The sequence below is a fragment of the Arthrobacter sp. Sr33 genome (assembly GCF_054511195.1).
In genome coordinates, this window is sequence record NZ_JBTNDD010000007.1 from 1 (window position 1) to 19,330 (window position 19,330).

10 protein-coding genes are annotated in these 19,330 nt (G+C 60.4%); 2 read left to right on the forward strand and 8 right to left on the reverse strand.

Annotated elements, in window-relative coordinates; genetic code table 11:
- A partial coding sequence (locus ACX80T_RS10470; RefSeq protein ID WP_459304378.1) for a PA14 domain-containing protein occupies window positions 1–8,867 on the reverse strand: 8,867 nt, incomplete at its 3' end.
- Between the two features lie 524 nt (window positions 8,868–9,391).
- Between ACX80T_RS10470 and ACX80T_RS10475 the strand changes: the two genes are divergently transcribed.
- Window positions 9,392–10,306 carry a beta-1,6-N-acetylglucosaminyltransferase gene (locus ACX80T_RS10475; protein ID WP_459304379.1) on the forward strand — a complete coding sequence of 305 codons (915 nt, stop codon included), beginning with the start codon at window positions 9,392–9,394 and terminating at the stop codon, window positions 10,304–10,306.
- A 97-nt stretch (window positions 10,307–10,403) separates the two neighbouring features.
- Complete coding sequence (locus ACX80T_RS10480) at window positions 10,404–11,702, forward strand: lipopolysaccharide biosynthesis protein (protein WP_019483203.1); 1,299 nt, start codon at window positions 10,404–10,406, stop codon at window positions 11,700–11,702.
- A 70-nt stretch (window positions 11,703–11,772) separates the two neighbouring features.
- On the opposite strand, the gene ACX80T_RS10485 is transcribed toward ACX80T_RS10480, so the two are convergent.
- The 7 genes from ACX80T_RS10485 to ACX80T_RS10515 are packed head-to-tail and all read right to left on the reverse strand — an operon-like array spanning window position 11,773 to window position 19,161.
- Window positions 11,773–12,531, reverse strand: coding sequence for a hypothetical protein (locus tag ACX80T_RS10485; protein WP_459304380.1), 759 nt, complete (start codon window positions 12,529–12,531; stop codon window positions 11,773–11,775).
- 13 nt (window positions 12,532–12,544) lie between these two features.
- On the reverse strand, window positions 12,545–13,417 hold the full coding sequence (locus ACX80T_RS10490; RefSeq protein ID WP_459304381.1) for a glycosyltransferase family 2 protein: 873 nt from the start codon (window positions 13,415–13,417) through the stop codon (window positions 12,545–12,547).
- Complete coding sequence (locus tag ACX80T_RS10495; RefSeq protein WP_459304382.1) at window positions 13,410–13,943, reverse strand: serine O-acetyltransferase; 534 nt, start codon at window positions 13,941–13,943, stop codon at window positions 13,410–13,412. Before ACX80T_RS10495 ends, ACX80T_RS10490 begins: the two co-directional genes overlap by 8 nt.
- Complete coding sequence (locus ACX80T_RS10500; protein ID WP_459304383.1) at window positions 13,933–15,273, reverse strand: O-antigen ligase family protein; 1,341 nt, start codon at window positions 15,271–15,273, stop codon at window positions 13,933–13,935. The genes ACX80T_RS10495 and ACX80T_RS10500 overlap by 11 nt, the downstream gene beginning before the upstream one ends.
- Window positions 15,263–16,165, reverse strand: a complete 903-nt coding sequence (locus ACX80T_RS10505) for a glycosyltransferase family 2 protein (protein ID WP_459304384.1) — start codon at window positions 16,163–16,165, stop codon at window positions 15,263–15,265. Before ACX80T_RS10505 ends, ACX80T_RS10500 begins: the two co-directional genes overlap by 11 nt.
- A gap of 54 nt (window positions 16,166–16,219) precedes the next feature.
- On the reverse strand, window positions 16,220–17,164 hold the full coding sequence (locus ACX80T_RS10510) for an NAD-dependent epimerase/dehydratase family protein (protein WP_459304385.1): 945 nt from the start codon (window positions 17,162–17,164) through the stop codon (window positions 16,220–16,222).
- Window positions 17,161–19,161 (reverse strand): WecB/TagA/CpsF family glycosyltransferase, encoded by a 2,001-nt coding sequence (locus ACX80T_RS10515; RefSeq protein ID WP_459304386.1) that lies wholly within the window; start codon window positions 19,159–19,161, stop codon window positions 17,161–17,163. The genes ACX80T_RS10510 and ACX80T_RS10515 overlap by 4 nt, the downstream gene beginning before the upstream one ends.
- Window positions 19,162–19,330 lie beyond the last annotated feature (169 nt).

A 19,330-nucleotide genomic window follows, 5' to 3' on the forward strand; every position in this document is an offset into this window, starting at 1 on the left:
AACGACTTCCCACCAGCAAACTTCTCATCCGCCAGCCACTGCACCCCACCAGCAACCACCGCAGAACCACCAGCATTAATCCGCACCACATCCCCCACCGGCTCCTCCGGCGGCAGCGTGGCTGTCACCACCGTTGAGGGACCTGAAAGGTTGGCTGCCGCATCCGTTGCAAGGACCCGGTAGTAGGACACGGCGCCTGCAGGCGCCGAGGTGTCAGCGTAGGCGGAGGTTGTTACCGGCGAGCTGGTGAGCCGCTGCCATGGACCGGAGGCACTGGTGCCCCGCTCCAGGTAATAGCCCGCGAGATCGGGTTCGGAGTTGTCGTTCCAATTCAGATTGACTGTGGATCCGGACACCGTCGCGGCCAGTCCGGCGGGAGCCGCCGGTGGTGTGGTGTCGGTTGCTCCGGCTGGAGTCGCATTGGTCATCAGGTAAACGTTGTCCTGATAATCACAGTTCACGTCGCCCGTGCCGCACTGGTTGGCGGCCGTGACATAGTCGTGCCCTACGATCCAGGCGCCCGGAACTGCAGCTCCCGTCCGATCCTTGACTGGCCAGGTCTTGATTGGGACGTGCGTGTTGTTCTGGGTTGATTGACCACCGACCACCAGTGGAAAGTTGACCGTCGGGCTGGCCGAGAGCTGAGCTCCACCGGTCAAGGCACTGTTGAGCGGGAGGGTGGTCTGGCCGTAGGTAGGATGATGTGAGGCGGTTGTTCCCGCAATATTGATGGTTTCCGATGCCGTGCAGCAGCCATGGAACGCGGCTATCTGACGCACCGTGACGGGCTTCGTAGTATCCATCCGTTTCCAGGTCTTGGACCGGACTTCGTCACCGTTGAGCGGCGAGCCGGTGTTTTCGGCACCGTTCCCCAGAGTTCCAAGGTTCGTGGTCCAACCGAAAGCCTTGGTGATCTCAGCCAACGGCAGTTCATTGTTTCCTTCGGGGCTGGGCATATAGATGCCCCGTAGCTGAATGGTAGTCATCGGCTTTGCTGGGTCGCTCGTGGTCAACTCGACCTGCGCGGTGCGCACTGACGACAATCCTGTGACAGAAGTGAAGCGGGCCTTGAAGGCCTGGGTTCCGCCCGGTGGGATGACGAAGGGGCGGGCTGGCAGGTCGATGAGCACGAACTGGGACGCGTTGAGGCCGCTCAGGGTAGCGTCAGACACCCTGAGGTCCTTGGTGCCCGTGTTCGTGATAGTTGCCGCCGCTTCGTCGACCACCTTATGGGTGGTGACCCCCGAGTTCAGCCGATGCATGACCAGCCAGTCCTCGGAGAACCCTGGGATAGGTTGGCCCGCAGTCCTCGTTGCCTGCTCATTTCGAAGGGTGAGGGTGCCGCCCACATCCAGGACCTCAAATTTGACGGTTCTTTTGAAGGTTCTACTTGCGGAGTCCGTAGCGGCGACATCGAGCGTGTAGTTGCCTACCTCATCGAAGGTGAACGGTGCCGTGTAGGGCGCCGCCGTACCGCCGTTGATTGAGTAGGTCAGCGAGGTGAGGGTAGCGTCAGGAGACGCTTCGGCGGCCAGTGCCACTTTTGCGACACCACCCGAATATTGAGCCCCTACCTCTAGGCCGTTGGCAGTGACACTAATGTCAGGTACTGCGAGATTCACTCCCTTGATACTGACCCAGTTGATCTTCGTGTTGGTGCCCGTGGGAACCAGGGTTAGCATCCCATCGGTGACCTCCACAGTGATCGTCCCCGTTTTGAACGGGGCAGATCCGGTAGGGGTATACGGCGCGAAGACGGGCTTGCCCTCAACAGAGATCGCGTGCGTCGAGTCGAGGTAATTGGCATCGCCGACCGCGAGGGAAACCTGGTAGGTGCCGTTGCCGACGGCGTGCTGCCAGACTCCTGTTGAAAAGGCGTCCTGCATTTGCACCAGGGACTGCAGCGTGGGATCCGCCGGATAGATGATGCCCGTGGTTGGGGTGGCCCTGTTCCGGGCCGAAGTAAATCGGTCGGTGGGTTGTCCGTTGACGAACCAACCGTGAGCGTCCTGGTCGAACGCTCCCCCGGTGTCTGCCACCCAGCCTGACGGTGTGGGCACCGACGATGGCTGGAAATTGTATTTCACCTGCGGCGCCGTGTCCGGAACGGCACTGAGAGCGTCCCCCTTAATCGACACCCAGTTGAGCTTGGTATTGGTGCCTGTTGACGCGAGGGTGAGGGCCCCGTCGGTGACTGTCACTTCCCGCGTTCCTGTTTGGAATGGGGTTGCGCCGGTGGGCACGAACGATGCAACGAGCGGCTGACCCTCTACCGAAACACCATGAACCGAGTCTAGATATCCGGCGTCACCCACCGATCCTGCTACCTGATAGGTGCCATTGGGAACTTTGTACTCCCAGACACTGCTGGGAAATGCGGCTGCCGGTCCCATATGGATATTGGTCTGGAGCAGCGGGTCACCCGCTGGATAGTTGATGCCAGCCGTAGGCGACGTCCGATACCGTGTTCCGCCGCTGGCGTCGTACGGTGTGCCATTGACCGACCAGCCGGAGCCGCGAGTCGCCGAGTACGCTATTCCGGTGTCAGCCGTCCACCCTGCGGGAGTCGGCGCCGTCGTCGTTTGGAAGTTGACCTTTACCTGGGCACCCTCGGTGGGATCATCCCCAGTAATCGGGCCCTCAACCGGAACGATGTCGAGGTAGTTAATCTTGGTGTTGGTACCACCGTTGGCATCCACCGTAAGGAAGCCATCGTTCACTGTGACACGTGTTGTAACGGTCCGGTGCCGGGTGGCTGAACCTGAGGTCCCACTGGGGGTAAACCGGTTGATGACACTTTGGCTCTCCAGGTTGATTGAATGCGCTTCCGGCGCAGTCTGGGCTAGTGCATCCCCAACCGCCACGGTGACGTCATAGTCGCCGTCTTCCAGACCGATCTCCCAGTAGGCGTAGGTCGATACGCCGTTGAAGTTGGTGATGTCCCCGGATTGCATGTGCATTAGGGTGCGCAGCCGCTGATCGGACTGGGGCGCGAACGTTCGGTCGCGCCCGTTACCTTCGGTTCCGCCAGTGGAGATGTCCAGGGGATTCTCGGTGGCCTGGCTCTTCCAGCCGTACTTCAGCCCGCCTGGCTGGTCGCTCCTGGTGCGATCGCCGAACGCCTGTCCAAAGTCCCGTGCGTAACCCGCTGGGAGAGTCCCAGCGAGGTTCGAGAAGTTCACCCTGATCGCTCCAGGCGACTCAGGCGGAACATCTCCGGCAGGCCGCACTCCGGTCACCAGAAAGACGTAGTCCTGGTAGTCACCGTTGGATGCGTCCTCGAAGGTAATGAGATAGCTGTTCGCCAGGGAAACACCTTGACGGTCCTTGGCCGGGTAAATGCGGGCACGGTGGGCGATTCCGGTATTCAGCCGGTCCTCCGTGTAGCCGAACCGCTGGAATGCGTTCGAATAGTAGTAGAGGCCAAATGCATCAGTTCCCGGATCGAACGTTTCAGCCGTTCCGGTGCTGGTCGGGGGCAGCAACGACTGGTAGCCCTCGATTGCGATGGACCCCAGCTTGCGCCGTTCCTCGGTCGCTGCGTTCCCGGTGTACCAGCCGTAGGGCAGGTCTTCACGCGGCGCGTACTGTGCCAGAGGCTTCATCGTCACCGGTGCCAGCCCGGCCTTGACGAAGAGCGGCTCTAGCACCTCCTCGCCTTTAGCGGACGGCTGGACTCCAGCCTCGAGGTTCTGCCAGCCCGGATCAACCTTGTAACCCAGGGTGCCGAAAACGTTGGCTAGCGTTGGCTCGTTGAGTCCCTCGATCCCGTTCATCGTCAGCCCATAGAGGCCGACGTCGACGGCGATACCGTCACCGCCGGTCAGTCGCAGGATCGCGCTGCGCTGCCCCACGGTGGTGCCTGGTTTAAAAGTGACGTTAATGGTGGTGGAGGCACCCGCTGCGAGGGTCACACCGTTGCCCCCCGAAAAGGTGAATTCGCCGCTATTCGTCCCGGCCAGGGTGGCGCTCAGGGTGAGTGAGCTGGTGCTGGAATTGGTCACAGTTACCGGCTTGGAGGAGCTTGTGGTGCTCTTCACCGCCGAGAAGATGACCTCGGGCACTGATGCCTTCACGGATGCCGCCTGCTGGGCTGCGGGTACCCGCAGCAGGAACATCTTCTGGTTGCTGCCGCCGCGATCGTACTGGTTCACGTAGAGGTTGCCTGTCTTGGGGTCCTCCACAACTTCCAGGGGATCGATGAACTCCGATACGTTGCCGATCATCGAATCGGCGACGCCGGTGATCCCAACCGAGGTCTGGGCGCCCAGAATCTTTCCGCTGGCAGTGTCTGGCTGCAGGAAAATCAAATCATTGTTGTTGGAGAACCGGGATACGATCAACCGGCCTTTGAGCTGACCCCCAAAAGTGTCGCTCTTGTACTCGATTGCTCCGTTGGGTGACTTGTTGTATTCGAAGTTGTAGGCCACTCCGCGATAGTTCGGGTCGGCCTTTACGCCGGAAGGATACTTGCTACCGCCCTGCCCCGCATACAGCGGAGGCTTCGCAGGATCGTTGCCTTCGTTCAGCACCCATTCGCAGCGTTCCGGGTTCGGGTGTCCGTAGTAACCGCCGGCTACGACATCGAAGAGGAAGTCCTGCTGCGTGGGGTGATTGGCGACGGCCGGAACGCTGCCGCCCTGATAGTTGCGGCGCTGGCACTGTTGCGTCACATCCAAACCGTTGACCGAGCTGTAGCCGGGGATACCGGTGGCAGCTACCCGTGTGAAGGTCCCGTTGGAGTTGGCCGTCACCCCTGGCGAGTTCGCACCACCCGCGGTGCCGTTGGTCGGCACATACAGGTGACCGTTGGAGTGCCACACCAGGTCATACGCATTACGGATGCCCGTGGCGTAAATCTGCAGCGGGGCTCCGGGCGCGTAGGGATTATAGGTACCGCTATCAGCGGTCTTCACGTCAATGGGCTCACCCGATGTCGCGGCCTGCTGCACTGCTGAGTGATTGGGATCAAAAACCAGGGTTGCCGCGGTGAGGAGTGTCTCCCCGCGTTGGCCCCACGAATTGTCGAGGTCTCCCGCCGCCTGGTTGGAGCCCTGCAGGAAGTACAACCGCCCGTCTGGGCCGTATGCCATGGAGTTGGTGAGGTGATCCGCCTGCGAGCGTGGCAATCCGATGAACACCTGGGACTCGACCTGCAACTGGGCTCCGCTCAGCACACTGACACTCGATACCCATTCGCCCGTTTCATTGAAGGTGTTTGCCGTGGTCGATGTGATCCAGACACGGAGGTTGTTTGCCGTAGACGCCTTGTCGAAGACCAGGCCCACGATGGCCCGGCCCCCATAACCTAAGGCCTCTTTGTTACTGAGTGACCCGTCAGGGCCGACGGTGAACCGGTACAGGCCTTGGCCGATAGACGCGGCATACATTTTGCCGTCCGGGCCGAACGTCATGGAGGACCAATAGGTGCCCTCCGCAACCGGCTGTTCTTCCCGCTCGAAGCCGACTCCGCGTACCGGGGTGAAGTCATCCGACGCTTCAATAACATCGGTTCCCGTGGTGAAGATTGAAGTGAACGGCGCGAAGGCCACCCCGTAATTGTCTTTCACCCCGGAGGTGACGACGAACCGGTAGTTGGTGTTGGGTTTCAGCGCGTTGTCGGGTTGAGTCGCGATAACATCGTTGCCACCTGATGTTCCTGTTGAGGAAGGCACCTCCGCACCCGAGGAAACCTCATAGATATGAACGTTCCCGGGCAGCGATGTCGGGTCGACGCCTACCCCGGCGTAGGGCACCCGAATGGTTGCGGAAACCCCATCATTGGGACTGTGGCCCGTGCCCCGGTTGTTCGGGCGCATGGTGTCCACGTGTGGAGCCAGGTCCATCCCGACGATGTCGATATAGGCAATCTTGCTGTTCTTCCCCCCGGTGGCATTGATCGTCAGGGCACCATCCCACACACCGACCGTCGTCGTCTTTATTGCGTACTCGGCAGCCTCAGTACTCTGGAAGGACTCAATTCCAACGCCAGCTTCAATGTTGATTGCGTGCAGGGAGTCGTACACGCTTCCAAACTTCATGTCGCCGACTCCGACGGTGACCTTGTACAGTCCGTTGGGGACCTGTGCCTCCCAGACACCTTCGGTTTTGACCCCTTTCGTTCCCGGATCGTCCCCGTATTGCATATGGATGATCGAGTCGAGACGCGGATCTATCCCGGCCCGTCCCCGGTCGCGGCCATTTCCTACCAGGCTCAACGGATTCCCGTCAGCCGTCTTCCAGCCGTAGGTTGCCCCTTCGCCCTGTCCGGCACTTGACCGGGCGCCGAAGGCCTGCCCCCAGTCGGCGCGGTAGCCGGTCGCGGGCCCGCTCGTATCGGTCGTGAAGTCGACCTTCAGGACTGTGGTGTTCGGAACGTTAGGTACGGCGCGGACCTCCGCAGACATCGCCGATTCGTTGCCTGAGGTGTCAACCGCGGTGACGGTGTAGAAGTAGGTGGTCCCGTTGACCGCCGTCGCGTCGGTGTAGGTTGCACCCGGCACAGTGCCTATCCCAGTAAGAAGGTCGCCGGTCTCGCTGACGTTGGGCTGCAGAGAGCGGTACACGCTATACCCGGACAGATCGGTGGCAGACGACGCCGCCCACGTGAGCGCCACTGATGTGTCGCCCGCCGCGGCGGTCAGCCCGGTTACGACTGGAGGCGCCGTCGTGTCGGACGGCTCAGCCAGCATGATGCTGGTTTCGTTCGACGCGAGTGATTCGTTGCCGGAGTCGTCAACGGCTATGACCGAGTAGGTGTAGGTGGTGTCCTCTTCAGCTGTGGAGTCAATGAATTCCGCTGTGCCTTCGGGCTGTTCTGTCAGGACGGTCTCTGCCTCAGCGTCAGCCGGGGTGCTGCGAAGTATCTGGTACTCGGCAGTGTCTTCTGACGGACTTTCCTCCCATTGCAGTTTGATAGCGGCGTTTCCGTCCTCGCCCTTGTCGAGGCGCGCCGTGAGATCGGTGGGAGCGACGGGCGATTCGGTATCCTCGCCGATCTGCTCAAACGACACCGCGAGCGATGCCGGACCAGAGGCCTGGAAGTACTCGACGGTTACCGTGTGAGGACCAGCCTCAAGCGATATGGTTTTCGACTCGCTGCGGCCAGGGGAATCCCAGTGATCAAGGACTGTCGCACCGTCAACCAGGACCCGGACGCCATCATCGGCTGCCGCAGAAACCAGATAATCTCCCCCACCTTCGATGGTCCTCTCCCAGCGACCCGAATAGTCGGTTCCGCCAACACCGGTTGGTCCTTTGCCATCCGCAAACTGATAGTCGATGCCGACGACGCATTCAGAAACGATCGCCGACCCGCCTAAGGAGACGCCGTCGAAGTACTGCATCGACCACAGACCCTCTGTGCATCCCTCAGAGGGCTCCGGGATGAAGATCTCGACGACGTTCGACGGACCGGATTCGCTTGAGTCCTCCGCCACAGCCTGTACCCGGTAGTGGTAGGTAGCACCTGGTCTCACTGACGCGTCGATAAATCTCAGTGTGTTGATGGGGGTGTCGCCGCTGACGAGGTCCGCATCGTCTGTGAATTCGGCCGTCTCGCTGCGATAGACGTTGTAGCCAATTGCGTCCATGCCTGGGCTCCAGGCCAACGCGACTCCCACTGTCTGGACCGTCGCCGACAGATTGGCTGGATCAGCAGTTCCGTGGTCAGGCGCCTCGGGAGCGGGCGCTGGCTCAGGTACCGGTTGCGGCTCTGGCTCTGGCTCTGGCTCTGGCTCTGGTTCTCGCGATGGTTCTGGCGATGGTTCGGGCGATGGTTCGGGATCCCGCTCGGGCGAGGGCGAGGGTTCGGGAGTCGGTGAGGGTTCTGGAGTCGGTGAGGGTTCTGGAGTCGGTGAGGGTTCCGGGGTCGGTGAGGGTTCCGGGGTCGGCGTCCTTGACGGTTCAGGTTCCGGCGATGGTTCCGGCGCTAGCGTGGTCTCGGGTCCGGGGGCGGCCTCAGCCGGGAGCTGCTCGACGGTGAAATCGGCAAATGCCGTGATACCCGGGGTGGTTGCGGTTGCGCCATCGGAGGCGAGGATCCCGGTAAAGACGGGTGAGCCTGGGACTTCCGCTGGTTCGTTCAGGAACTCCTGGGGAAGCTCGATCCTGCCCACCGCCACGGGATCGGAATTGTCGATCTGGTAAACCCCCATGAGTGATTGGGCACTGGTATCCACATCAAGGGTTAGGCGGAGCCGCTTTTGCGGCGCGGCGTCGTCGGCCGGCGCTGTGAGCGCTTCGTCGGACACGGTGGTGCTGGAGTCAGGCGTGGAAGTCTCCTCGCCGTCGATTTCACTGACAAGTTTCACTGCGCGGTCCGACCCGGCCCCAGCCCCAGAGAGCACCAGTTGGACGAGGTTATCCTCATCTGCACCCAACCAGATCCCGGCGTCCTGCGTCTCGGTAAGCGTTTCTGGAAGAATCATTTCAGTAGAGATCCTGATGGTCTCTTCACCCGGGTTCAGTCCGACGCCCAGAGCATTGACGAGGTTGTTCGAGTCATCGGCCGCGCTACCGAGCGCAGCAATGTATAGATTCCCATCCTTCATGCTCAGGTTGCCCGGAACATAGCTCCGCTCCTCTTCCGTCTCCGAGGAGGGCAGCACCATGGTGAATCCCGAACCTGGCTCGGCTTGCCCGTCGAGTACTGGCAGGTCACCGTCGAACTCAAGTTGGAGGTTATTCGACTCAATCGAAATCTCTTCGATCGGCAAGGGCGACCAGGGGGAAGGCCAGCCGGGTTCGGCGTCATTTGCCGGCTCTTGAAGGGGCTCGGCTGCAGCTGGCAGTGCAGCGAACGTTGAGGTGATCAGGCTGCAGCTAATCACGACGCCAAGGACTGCACGCCAGCGACGGTTAGCCACCCGATCGGAATATCCTGATTGAATTATTACGTGGCGACCCGCCATGTTTATCCCCTTTAAACGGCCTGGTGTTGTTCACCAGTTCAAGCCGGACTTATATTCACAGCAATGGCGTGGCATAGCACGGAATCGCCCCATACTGAGGTCTACCAAGGGTTTGCGCGGCTTCGCCATAGTTTGAGAAAAGACTGGTAGCCGCTTCCGCCAATGTGGGTGCCAGGGCGGTGAAGGATAGGTACCGAGGCGGCGGAACCGCGTAGTACCCTCTAGTGCCGGTCGTTCGGTTGATCCTTTCGGGATGCCTACTCTAATGGCGCGCTTTTTAGCCCGGATCATCGGGTCGGACTACGTGTTGTTCGTTGACCGAGCACGGTACTTCCTTCGCAGGGCAGGTAACTAGCAGTCCCAAGCCCTGATCAATCCCTAGACTTCAGGGATCACAACCAATCCTTGCAAGTCTGTCCAGGCCTGTTATCTGCTTCATGGTCTCGCCGCGCGGGTTGGCTGACATGGGAGGGCCGGCTTTGACGATTCGTTATCTAGTGTTGGCGCACTACAACCCTGCTCAATTTGCGGAATTGCTGACGGCTTTGGAGCATCAGGGCAGCACGGTGATCGTCCACATCGACCAGAAAGTCGACGACGCACCGTTTCGTGCCGCAGCGGGAGCCAGCGGAAATGTCCGGTTCATCCCGGATCGCTTCCGCGTTCGGGTGAACTGGGGCGGTTGGTCCCAGGTGGAGGCCAGCCTCAGCCTCTTGCGCTTCGCGGTCGACGGTCCTGATTTCGCTGCGGAGGACAGACTGGTCCTCCTCAGCGGCGATTCCTACCCCGTGCAGGAGCAATCGGTGATTCATGACTACTTTGCCGCCCTGGATGACCAACAGTTCATCAATTGCCTACCGATGGATCCGGCGACCAAACCATTGAGCCGATTTACCCGTTTTCATCTGGAATACGATCCGCACCGCAAGTTCATGAGCGTTCTCCCCCGACTCGTCAACAGGTGCGGTGTCCCCCGCAACCATGAGCGCGCATTAAACGGACGGCGAGTATATTGCGGGAGTCAGTGGTGGATGCTGACCGGGGAGGCAGTGACGTGGATCCTCGACGAGATTGATGCTGATCCAGCGTTCACCCGATACTGCCGTTTCACCCGGATTCCCGATGAGTTCTTCTTTCACACATTATTGGCAGACTCTCCGTTCACCCATCAGCTCAAACGGAGCCTCATGTACTCAAGCTGGACCGATGCCTCGGGGGCCAGCCCCGAGGTGCTCCGGAAGCGACACATAAAGGATCTCAAGGTAGCCTCCCTCATGGTCAATCAGCGAGGCTACGGCGTCGCTCTGGCCCTTTTTGCCCGAAAGGTGGTCAAACCGAAGATCACCAAAAAGATCCGGCGTGACCTCTGGAAATTGACCCTGGACTCTGCATAATGAAGGAACAGGGCTTGGTTCCCGGACGACGGCGTCACGGTTGCTTCGAAAGACGTTTCTTCCATAGACCGTTCGACGCTGAAGGCTGGAGCACTTCATGAAACTGCAATTCCTCGTCATGCTGGCAACCCGGGTCTTCGCGAGCGGCGTCCAGGCTGTATCAGTAGTCCTCCTCGCCCGCTGGGTGGGTATCGAGACTTTCGGGCTCATCGCCGTCGTCCTCGGCATCGGCGGAGTCCTGTTCACCGTCTCGGATTGGGGCTTGTCCTCTTACATCCCCCGCGCGAGGGCTAAGGGAGACCACGGCGACGTCGCAACCGGACTTCGCATGAGCTGCGGCGGCAATTTGATCGCAGGCATCTTGTTCGCACTTGCCATTCTGGTCATCGGGCTTTCCACAGGAGCCTCTTCATGGTTGTGCCTGCTACCGATCGCGCTGGCCCTCGACCAGTTCACTGAGGCGGGACTGACGGTTCCTGTCGCTGACAAGCTCAAACGTCCGATCATTGTCTCGGTTCTGCTCCGGCGATGCGCCGCGCTGGCAATTTTCGTCGGACTGTTCATGGTCGACGTCGATCCCCTCGCCGCCTACACGCTCGGTATGCTCATCAGCGGTTTACTGGGCCTGGCCCACATTTTGGTGGTCCTCAGGTCCCGGATGCGCGGCATAAGGGAACGGTCCCCGTTTCGGGTGCTTTACCGGTCACTAACGCCGTACATGGTGGCTAATCTCAGTGCCGCCTCACGATCCCTGGACGCGGCAATTGTCGCTGGAACCACATCGGTAGCTTCTGCTGGCCTGTACTCGGCCGCATTCAGGATCACCCGCCCACTGATGCTCGTGGGGAGCGCAGCCGTTGCTGTAATTTTGCCGCATGCTGCCAGGGAGTCGCTCGCCACTGTAAAACGCTTGGGCTGGCAACTCAGCGCGGCCGCTGGCTTGAGCGTCATTCCACTCGCGGTCGTGGCGTATTTCGCCGAACCCATTGTGATCCTGCTGTTCGGCGCTCCCTACGCTGATGCTGCCCCGGCGTTTGCCCTTGCCGTCCTGGCTATCCCCTTCCTCTCGCTGGCGCCCCCTCTCGGTGGCATGCTTCAGGCCCAGGGATACCAGAATTTTGTGGCCCGCAACGGAGTGATTTTTGCGGCTGTCACGTTGGCTTCGGTGTGGGTAGGTGCGGTGTATTGGGAAGCAACCGGAGCCGCCGGAGGGATTCTTGTCGCCTACGTCTTGAAGGTTGTGGCGCTGCTGGTTCGGTTGTTGACGGCGAAACCCGTAAGTCCGGCTACGGGTGCAAGGAGTTCAGCGGATCCTGATCTGCCGCTCGTCAGCGCCGCCGAGGTGGCAGGTATCGGCCGCACTACGCACGACGCCGTCCCGGGCCGCCAAGGTTGACCGGCTAACTTCGGCTGACCTGCTAACTTCGAAGGCCCCGGCTTGCTCCGAGCTGACCCGCAAGCTCCGATCAGCCGGGAAGTGGCTGCCCCGTGACCGAGGTGGGGTAGATCCGTCGTAGGTGGATCGAGCAGACAAGCATCAGCGACATAGAGACCAGCTCACCGCCAGTTTCCAGGAAGGTGAGGAACTGCCGTACTGGAGCGTCAAACACGGTGGTTGTCATGACGTGAACCATGTCGATCCCGACGCCGAAGAGCACCAGAATGCCGGCAAGGATCATGAAAAGCCTGGATCCGGCGCGTGCCCCAGGTGCCCCAACCCGGTGTGCAAGGAGGAGGGCAATGCCCAGCGGAACTGCCACACCTCCCCAAACCAGCAGCTCCCCCAGATCTACCGGCCGCAACCCGGCCACCGCTGGGAGCCCGAGCGCATCGGCCAGGAACCCTCCGACGCGCTCGTGAATCATCAAAAAGTCATCAAGAGTGATTGCCGCAAGGATCGCCGTCCACGCAGCATAGACCGCCGACGGTCTAAGTTGGCCGGACCGGCGTCGGTGGAGCGCCACCAGGCTGAGAAGGAAGAAGCCCGCGAGGGCAAGCTGGATGTGCCCTAACAGTTCAGGAATTGATCGATCAGTATCCCCGTCCCATCGCTGACTGGAAAACAGGGCCGCAGCCCCGCCGTCGTCGGCGCGGAGGTGGGCGGCGTACGCCAGAAACAGCAACGCATCTACCGCCAGGACGATCAGGCAGCAAAGAATCGTTACTCGATCCGGGCGCACCGTTCGTAGCGGCGAGCTGGGAACCTCGAGAGGTAACGGTGCCATGACTACCTTTCGATTAGGCGTAGATCTTGGCCCTCCGGGTTGATTTCTCGCGTATCACCCTGACCAACTGCCGGGGGCTTGAGTTCGCCCACATGAGCACAAAGTGGGCGCCTGATCTCGCCAGTTGCTGCCCCTTGTACCGTTGCGCGAGGTGGAAGTCCCGCCGGAGCCTCCGCAGTTGACTGCGGGTTGCCTCCGTCCGGTGTTTTGCAATGTATTTCTGGATCCCGGCCGCCCGTGACGCTCCCCGCGATGACAGGTGTCCGGCGCCGTCAGCAGTTTGAATCACCAGGGGTTTGGCAACCACCCCATAGGTATGGCCTGCTTGGAGGAACCGAACGAAGAAATCGAGGTCGTTGTACACCGGCAGACCGGTATCAAAGCCGCCGAGCTCGTCGAATGCCGCGCGGCGGATCACGAAGTTGCTTCCAGTCACCCCCGGGTTGCATGCCAGTGCATCCTTTGCAGTGATGCCCGGTTCAACCGCCCATGAACGGCCCACAATCTGTCCGTCCATTTCGAGGAAACCCCAGGCCGCTACCAGATCGACACCCCTGTTGAGCAACCCGTCCAGGCACTGTTCGAGGAAAGTGGGTTCCCATCGATCGTCGTCGTCGATGAAGGCGAGGTACGTTGAGTCGGATGCCATGGCACCAGCATTCCGTGAGGTTGACGCACCGTGGACGAATTCTTGAGATGCGTCGAAGTATTCAAACGCTGGCCCGAACGATTGCACCACCCGTCGTGTTTGTTCGGAAGCCGTATCGTCGACAACCACAACCCTGTCCGGGATGCACGTCTGCGCAGCAATCGAGTGAAGGGTTCGTTCGAGGGACTGGTCTCTGTTGTGAGTGGGGACTACACACACCACACTGTGATTACTCACCTAACATGACCTCCCTGGGGGTGCGCTCGATGATTCGGCCGGGGTTGCCGACGACGGTTGCGGCGTCTGGGACATCATGCAGGACCACCGCGTTGGCGCCGATCCTCGCATTAGCGCCGATCGAAAGAGGCCCAAGAATGACGGCACCCACTCCTACGTCGACGCCGTCGCCGAGCATCGGGGCATCACCGCCAACCTTCCTTGCCCCAATTGTGACGTTTTGCCGGAGTGTAATATCAGCCCCCAGCTTCGCTTGGGCATGAATAACCAGGCCCATTCCGTGGTGTATGGCGAGCCGGGGGCCGATTGTGCAGCTCACTGGGATATCGATGCTCATCGTGAACAGTGCAACTGACCGATATAGCAGGGTCAATAATGGAGACGTGGCCTTGAGCGGCCCCGTTGAGCGCCGAGCCCGCTGTGCTGCCCGGAAGGTGACAAGCAGAACCTGAAGGTGGCGTCGCCCCTTGTTGGCGGCCCAGTCCTGGCCGAGTCCGCCAATTTTTTCACTGGGTTTAGCGTACATAGAGAATTCCCTCTCGAGCGGAGTGCGCGGGCGGTGGCGGATCATGCCGCCATGGTCGTCGCCAGACACGTTCGGCGATGGTCGCGCGATGGCGGGGCTGGACCGAGCACATGCTTGCGCAGAGTACCCCGCAGGCCAGCGCAATAAGGTACATGGCTGGCGTATAACCCAGAAGGTTCGACTCGGAACCATTCACCAGAACAAATGTTGCCAACGCAAGCAGCAGTGCGGCCTCCCATTTACCCTGCCTTAGAGCAGCCAAGATTCGCCCGAGGATGTAGATGAGAATGCAGCCAATGATTGCGCAACCTACTATTCCCACTTCCACCAATAGCTGGATTGGGAGGCTGTGGGGTGGGGCTCCGAGCGGCATGATGGTTGTGGATGTGGCGCCGAGCCCGTGACCGAACCACGGCCTCTCCTGCCATTCCACGATTAGCAGATGCCAGTTAAGCAGTCTCCAATCCAGGCTGTTGGTCACAACACCGCGCGCGATAGCGGACTCAGCGTTGAACCCGACGAATTCACTAACTCGGTCGGGTAGTCCAAACGAATTGATGGCTAGCAGGGAACCGACGCTGCTTACAACAATGAGGAGCCCCTTCTGCAGACCGCTCAAAGTCGAAGTTGCGATGACGTACACCGCACAGGCGGCGATCACCCCGATCCATGCCCCAATACTTTGGGTTGCCACCAATCCTGCTCCACTAACCGCCGCAATGAGCAGCAGCCTGGGACGCTTGAGGTTAATCGCTAGGCAGACCGCAAGAAGTGCAGAGAGCGCAAGGAAAGCTCCCGCTGTATTAGCGTGATTGAACGTGCCGTTAAGCCGTTCGCCTGCTCCAGTCATCAGTGGCACCCCTGCATAAAACCCGACCAAAGAGATGAGGGCGGCAGGAAACGAACACCACAGCAGATACTTAAGCGAGGTGTCAAGGTGCTGGGATGCAAAGGTGAACGCTAGCACGAAGACGGCAAGAATCGAGCCCAGGGTAATAGCTTCTCGGAACGCCTCGAAAGCTAACCCGTCAGCGGTCAATCGCACAACCGATCCGATGATGAGGACCAATAGCGTCAACAGGATTGGCATTTGCAGCCGATGATGGATCCTGCCTCCCCTCGGGAGGAAAACTGCAGCAATTGCCACCGCGCCCAGCGCCGCTGAAAGCGCCGACGACGCACTTGCAGCACCCGAGCTGGCGCCCAGCTCCGTTAGCGATCTTCCCACTATGAGCGCGAGTAGAAGTTTCCCTGCGGGTATTACAGGCAACGCGAGCACAAGGAGAATTCCTAGTACACCCAGCGGGAGCAAGTAGGTATCAGGCAACATGGTGCTCACCCAGGGCAAATTGTGGGCCCTTGTACTTGGCGCAGAGCCGCCGAAGGTCCGCCCGTTGTAGTGCATTTAGATGCCGCGAATGCGCAATGACATCCTTGAGGAAAGTGTGGAGCTTCTCGTATTCGCTGTGACATGTAACTGGCCGACGAAGCAACTCAAACACCTCGTGTGAGCTGCCAAGGACCTTGGCGCAAAGTTTTGTGTGGGCGGCGCCAGTGAGCGGATGGTTTAGTGCTGAGGCAGCCCATGCAGCGGAGGACGTTACTTGGCTGGCGTGATGCCGGTAAAACACACCCGGCTGTGCGACCCGCCGGAGGCGCCGGTCCCGAAGCGCAAGCCGGAGCCACAAGTCATAATCCTCCGATGGCACCTGACGATACCCACCTGTTTCGACCAAGGCCGAGGTGGTTCCCACCATAGTGGAATGAGTAAGTGGATTACCGAGCAGGAGGAAGAGTTGCATGTTTTCGGGCGAGATCGGCAGTTGAACGGCCGGCCGGATTCGCCGGCCCGGTCCTCTGTGGATCACGCCGCTAAAGACCATTTCCGCTTTCCCGGCATCAAGCACTGCAATTGACCGCCGAAAACGGCCCGGGATCACAACGTCGTCAGCGTCCATCCGCGCGACATATTCGCTGTTCGCTCCGGCAAGGAGCGAGTTGAGTGAAAGTGCCACGCCACCGTTGACCGGCGCTGCGGTGATCTTTAGCCGCTTGTCGGCTGAAGCTAGTCTCGCCAGCACCTCCAGCGTGTCATCGGTGCTTGCATCATCGAGGATGTGCACCGCAGCATCGCGGGGCAAATCAAACAGCGTTGACCTCACCGCTTGGACGATGGTTCCTGCCGAGTTGAAAGCAGGCATCAAAACTGTTAATCGTGGCATCGCGCGCACCTCCGCCGGGCAGCTGTTTCACGAAGAGAAGGGTTGCAAGAGCGGCTAGTTGAAAGTCGCATGTGCCCACTCCAGGTGCCGGGAAAGGCCTTCTGTCAAGGAAATCTCGGCTTTCCAGCCGAGTGCCCGGTCGATGGCGGCGGTACTACCACCCGTACGCCAGACATCACCAGCGACGGCATCGATGTATTCGACGTCGAGGGGGGTGTCCCCCATCTCGGCGAGCAAGCCCAACACATCGTTCACGCTGGTGTTGCTTCCGCCAGCCACATTGAAGACCGACCCCGGGGGGACATCGGGGGTGGTTCCGGCAAGCACGTTGGCCTTCACGACATCGTCGACATAGGTGAAGTCCCGGATCTGTTCACCTGATCCGAAGATTGTGATCCGTTCGCCCAGCACCGCCGCCCGAGTGAACCTGGTGAAAGCCATATCGGGTCGCTGACCGGGACCATAGACGGTGAAGTACCGCAACGAAACCGTCGGAAGACCAAAGTTGGCGGCATACAGCGAACACATGTGCTCAGCGGCTAGTTTGGTCACCCCATAGGGGCTGATCGGTTGCGGCCGGACGTCCTCAGTGGTGGGGAACCGCTCGGCGTTTCCGTAGACCGACGAGGATGAGGCGTACACGAATCGGCTCAGCGATGTTGCGTCCTTAGCTGCCTCGAGCAGGCGTTGGGTGGCCAACACATTGGCTTCGACATAGATGCCAAAGTCGGCACCCCAGGATTTGCGAACCCCCGGTTGTCCGGCCTGGTGAAACACCACGTCAACGCCGGCTAACAACTCAACCAGATCGACCGTATTGAGGTCATCCTCACGGAAGTCCAGCCCTGGCGGGAGTGAGGCCAAATTGGCCTTTTTGATCCGGACGTCGTAGTAATCGCTGAGAGTGTCGATCCCAACAACCTGGTGACCTTCGTTGAGTAGGTTGCGGGCCAAATTGCTGCCGATAAAACCGGCCACGCCGGTGATGAGAGCTTTCATGCGAACCTCCGCGTAAGAGAACTGATGGCTGGCCGGATGAAGCGCGGCCCCTTGACGAGATAGCGTCCTGCGAGTCGACGAGGCTCCTGGATTAGCCGCCAGGTCCACTCCAGGCCGAGGTTTTGGACGGCAGCAGGTGCACGCCGTTTGCTCCCGGCGGCGAAGTCCGCAGCGGCCCCAGCACCGATATAGACGGCTGGCGGGAGGTCGGCCCGCCAGTGGGAAAAGAAGGCCTCCTGTTTAGGCGAGCCAAGACAGATGAAAACGACAGCTGGTTTCCATGCGGCGAGCGCGTCCACCGCATTGCTCGAGGCCGTTTCCGAAACGTCTTTGACGTAGGGGAAGGGAATGCTGTGGACGACGCTGCCGGGGTAGCTGTCCATCAGGGTGGCGGCAGCCCGTCGACCCACGTCTCCGTTGCCGCCCAGAATAGCGATTCTCCAGCCGGTATCGGCGGAGTGTTCGGCCATCAGCGGCAGGAGATCCGCACCGGTGTGGCGGTGAATATCCCGGGCGCCAAGCAAACGCAATACTGCAACCAGTGGCGCACCGTCCACCAAACGCAACGATGCTGCATCGTAGGCTCTTCTCAGTGCTGGTGACTCCTGCAGATCAAGCACCTGGTCCACATTCGGGGTGACCACCAGGTGTGGTTGCTTCGAATCAACCAGGCTCCCAATTTCGGTCAGCAACTGAACCGTGTCGCCGTTGAACAGGCGCCATCTGCCCAGACGGACGCCCTCACCGTCCAGCTCAAGCGCAATCTCCTGGCGTGCCGTGTCTCGCAGCTTCCTGTTCCGGCCACGGGCTGACCCCTGGCCGATAGCTACGGGCCGGGGGCCACTGAATGAGAGTAAATTACGGACTACCGCTGGTGCGCTTAGAGCCTCAACAGCCTTGATGACGGCCGCTGGCTGGATATCTTTAACCTTGTCCACCGCAACAGCGATCTGTTGCGGATCCCGCGGGGTCACGTACCCCGTCACGCCGTCAACTACCAATGATCCAGTGTCTGATCCGTCAGTGACCACTGCGGCTAGTCCCGAGGCCATCGCCTCGACCAACACCCGGGGGTATCCCTCATACCCCGGATGGGAGGTCATGAGGAAAATATCGGACCGCTCCATAGCCGCTGCTACTTCAGGCGGGTTAACTCGTCCACGCACCGAGATCGTGAGGTTACTGCGAGTGGAAAGGGTTTCGGCACGGCTGGTGACTGCGTCCAGCAGCGTTCCCGAACCGAGTAGCTCTAGACTCCAGTGATCGCCGGGATAGCCATCCGCGAGACTTTCCATCACGTCCAGGGCTAGCAGCGGATCCTTGGGGGTTTCGAGGCGACCAACCCAGCACAGGGAACGCCCCGTGGCGGAGCCGTTGCCCCTCCCGCGAATGAGCTTCGGGTCATACCAGGTCGGGGAGAAACGAGCTGCCTGGTTCCACTGCACGACAGTTTGTGCGTAGTCCTCGTTGAAGACCACGACATCCACCGCACGGGTGACAACCGACTCCTCCAGCCGGCGATGAACCCCCGCCGCCCGGCGCCAGATGGAATCTGAGGTAGCCCCGGTGAGCCCATTCTCCTGCGTGTGGATGAAGTAGACCAACGGTGCGGCCACCAGCCGGGAGACGGCCAGTGCCGTGTCCATCCGGTGAGCCTGCACAAGGTCGGCTGCCGGCAAACGGCTTCGAAACCTCATCAGCCCACCGATCAGACGGAGCGAGTGTGGGACTCTTCTCCGCTGGTCCCCCGGATCCAACCGGGCGACAGGAAGGAACCAGACCGACCGACCGTTGAAGGTATGCACCTCCCAGGCGCCCAGCACCCGGCCTGATCCGCCGCCGCCGGTATCGACGCCAACAACCGCCAGCTCCTGGTCCGCCGGGGCGTAAGCGCAGATCCCCCGCAAGCACGTGTCAATGCCGCCCGGAGAAGGCTTAGCCGGATCGAACTGATGAACAATTAGACGGTCGACCTGCAAAGGCCCTGATTTTTTCATGATGCTCCCCAGCTCAACATCGACTCACGAATTCGGTGGCTTTAACCAGAGACCCCTTGCCTTGACTAATAATCGGCTAGAGCACCACAGAGTCGGAAGAAAATGTTTGGAATTGATGGCCCATGCTAATCATGGCGCCATCAATAAATCTATGGAGTTCATCGAAGGC

Excerpts from the sequence above, each read along its gene's own strand:
- ACX80T_RS10515 (WP_459304386.1), bottom strand. The coding sequence starts at position 19,161 with ATGAAAAAATCAGGGCCTTTGCAGGTCGACCGTCTAATTGTTCATCAG.
- ACX80T_RS10505 (WP_459304384.1), bottom strand. The coding sequence starts at position 16,165 with ATGCCACGATTAACAGTTTTGATGCCTGCTTTCAACTCGGCAGGAACC.
- ACX80T_RS10480 (WP_019483203.1), top strand. The coding sequence starts at position 10,404 with ATGAAACTGCAATTCCTCGTCATGCTGGCAACCCGGGTCTTCGCGAGC.
- ACX80T_RS10500 (WP_459304383.1), bottom strand. The coding sequence starts at position 15,273 with ATGTTGCCTGATACCTACTTGCTCCCGCTGGGTGTACTAGGAATTCTC.
- ACX80T_RS10495 (WP_459304382.1), bottom strand. The coding sequence starts at position 13,943 with ATGTACGCTAAACCCAGTGAAAAAATTGGCGGACTCGGCCAGGACTGG.
- ACX80T_RS10510 (WP_459304385.1), bottom strand. The coding sequence starts at position 17,164 with ATGAAAGCTCTCATCACCGGCGTGGCCGGTTTTATCGGCAGCAATTTG.
- ACX80T_RS10485 (WP_459304380.1), bottom strand. The coding sequence starts at position 12,531 with ATGGCACCGTTACCTCTCGAGGTTCCCAGCTCGCCGCTACGAACGGTG.